Origin of the sequence: Streptomyces sp. NPDC058534, from assembly GCF_042717365.1 — a bacterium.
Lineage (GTDB): Bacteria > Actinomycetota > Actinomycetes > Streptomycetales > Streptomycetaceae > Streptomyces.
The window spans coordinates 1-2,594 of the sequence record NZ_JBHXNW010000175.1 but is presented as its reverse complement, the minus strand read 5'-3'; the positions used below and the strand labels follow the sequence as shown (position 1 = coordinate 2,594).

Genomic DNA, 2,594 nt, shown 5'->3' with positions numbered 1-2,594 from the left:
CCCATCCGGCGGGGCACGCCCCGGGCGCGGGCGGGGGATGACTACTGATGACCCGATGCAAGAGAACGGACGGGGGGGGGGGCGGGCTACGGCCCGCGCCCACCCTCTTGGGAAGCCTTCTCAGCTTGCGGCTTTGAAGCCACGCAGTCGCAGGGAGTTGCCGACGGCGAAGACCGAGGAGAAGGCCATGGCGGCTCCGGCGATCAACGGGTTGAGGAGTCCGGCCGCGGCGAGCGGCAGCGCGGCGATGTTGTAGGCGAAGGCCCAGAACAGGTTGGACCTGATGGTGCCCAGCGTCCTGCGGGCCAGCCGGATCGCGTCGGCGGCCCGACTTCACCCGGGCCCTCGGCATCCCGGCGTCGCCGGCTCCGACGACTGGGACGACACCGGTGACCAATCCGGCCGGGGCCGCTTCGACTCGACCCTGACCAGCCCGGCGGTGGCCATCCCGTCCGGCACCTCCACCCTGCACCTCGCCTTCGACTCCCACTACCGGCAGGAGAGTCCGCAGGAGGCCGAGGTCACCCTTGAGTTCGACACCGGCGACAAGGTGCGGCTGCTCCACTACACCAGCGCGATGTCCGGGAACACCAACCAGGGCCGGGACCAGGAGAACCGTCTGGTCCGCGTCTCCTGCCCCGTCCCGGCCGAGACCACGTCGGCGATGGCGGGCTTTCGGCTCTTCAACGCCGGCAACAACTGGTACTGGGCGATAGACAACGTACGGCTGTCCACCGCCCGGATCACCGACGCAGACCGGCTGCCGGACCGTCCGGTGGCAACGACGGCTGGCCGCCACCGACACGGCGTGCGGCCGTCGTGGTCGGATCCTCCGTCGTCACAGACCGAGGATGACCAGGGCGGTGTCGTCGGTCGCTCCGGCGGGTGGGATCAGGTCGTCCAGCAGCGCGTCGGCGAGTGTTTCGGGATCGGCGTGCCGGTGGCGGGTCAGAGAGCCGGTAAGCCGCGCCAAGCCGACGTCGATGTCCTCGCCCCTGCGTTCGATCAGCCCGTCGGTGTACAGCACGAGGACGGATCCTTCGGTGAACGTGGTTTCGGTCTGGGGGCGAGAGGTGTGTTCGGGCCGGGTGGCCAGAGGAGGATCGGTGGCCTGGTCGAGGAAGTCCACGGTGCCGTCCGCGCGCACAAGGGCAGCCGGAAGGTGGCCGGCGCTGCTGTAGGAGATGGTGCGGCTGGTGCCGTCGATGACGGCCAGAGCCGCTGTGGTCGACTCGGCGCCGTCCACCGAGCGGGCGTACAGGTCGAGGGCCTCCAGGGCCTTGGCCGGGCCGTCGGCGGCGCGGCAGGCGGCGCTGAGGGCGCTGCGCAGCTGGCCCATGACGCAGGCGGCGACCAGCCCGGAGCCGACGACGTCGCCGACGGCCACGGCGACGCGGCCGCAGGGCAGGTCGACGAGGTCGTACCAGTCCCCGCACACGTTCAGGGACCCGACCGCCGGCCGGTAGCGCACCGCGGAATGCTGCCCCCGCAGGGGGTCGGGCACCGGGAGCATCGCCTCCTGCAGGTGAAGGGCGACCTCGCGTTCGTGGGCGTGGGCCTTGCGCAGCCGTTCGTTGACCTCCTGCAGTTCCCTGGCCCGCCTGTACAGTTCGGCCTCCAGTACCGTGCCCCGGTCGCCTCCGCTCTGGCTGCGGCGCTGGCGGATGAGCTCGGTCAGGTCCTCCTCCCAGTGCAGCAGCCAGGCCACCCGCCGGTCGGGACTCAGGACGGGGACGCAGACCGTACTCCAGTACCGTTCCACCCACACGCCGGGCCGGTGCACGCTTTCCACGTCGTAGCGGTGCAGCGTCATGGCGTCGCGTTCCCCGGTGGCCGCGACCCACCGCAACGAGTCCCGCAGCTTGCGCATGCCGGTCACGGCGGGATCCCCGGGATCGTCGGGGAAGGCGTCGGCCAGGCGGTGGCCCACCACCTGGTCACGGGCACGACCGAGGCCGCTCAGGAACGCCTCGTTGACGTCGGCGTACTCCAGGTCCGTGGTGAACAGGGCCACCATGCTCGGCAGAGCCTGGAAGACCGCCTCGTAGTCGATCTCGGATTCGTTCACGATTCCACCTGCCCGCCACGCCGTGTAGATCACGTGTCCTTTCACGATAGGCACCGGAAGCCCTCCGGTCAGGTCAGCGCACGGGCGGAACGCCCGCTCGGTGGCCAGAGGCCCCCGCGCGCCCGCGTGCCGACATGCTCGGCACCGCTCGTTTGATATCGCTGCCAACCGCGTGGAGATGGTATCTCCGTGCGCCGTCGATTGGCGTGACCGAACCCGTTGGCATCGATAACATTCTCTGTCATAGTTCCAGCTACCGATGGCCGGCCCGGGTTCCCGGGGGCGGCTGCGTGTCGCCGATCTCTCGGCCCTGCGGAGACATCTCCTCCGCGCCACCCTTGTCAAGGAGGAGCTGTGAAGCGATCAACTGTCCGTTTCATTGGAGTTTCGGGCGCCCTTGTCCTGGCCCTCGCCGCCAGTGGCTGCTCGGATTCCGGTTCGGACTCGGCGTCGTCCTCGGGCAAGGCATCGATAACATTCTGGGGTTGGGCTCCGGGCTACGAGGACGCGGTCAAGGCCTTCAACA

2 protein-coding genes and 1 pseudogene are annotated in these 2,594 nt (G+C 69.8%); all 3 read right to left on the bottom strand.

All coding sequences use genetic code 11. From position 1 onward, the window contains the following. Nucleotides 1-120: 120 nt before the first annotated feature. Nucleotides 121-327 (bottom strand): annotated as a pseudogene (locus tag ACFWR9_RS42585) (hypothetical protein); the annotation flags it as partial. A gap of 237 nt (nt 328-564) precedes the next feature. Continuing rightward, entirely contained in the window at nt 565-720 is a 156-nt protein-coding gene (locus ACFWR9_RS42580) for a hypothetical protein (protein WP_383853042.1), read from the bottom strand. A 118-nt stretch (nt 721-838) separates the two neighbouring features. After that, a complete protein-coding gene (locus ACFWR9_RS42575) occupies nt 839-2,068 on the bottom strand; it encodes a PP2C family protein-serine/threonine phosphatase (protein WP_383853039.1) in 1,230 nt (409 codons plus the stop codon). Between the last annotated feature and the right edge of the window lie 526 nt (nt 2,069-2,594).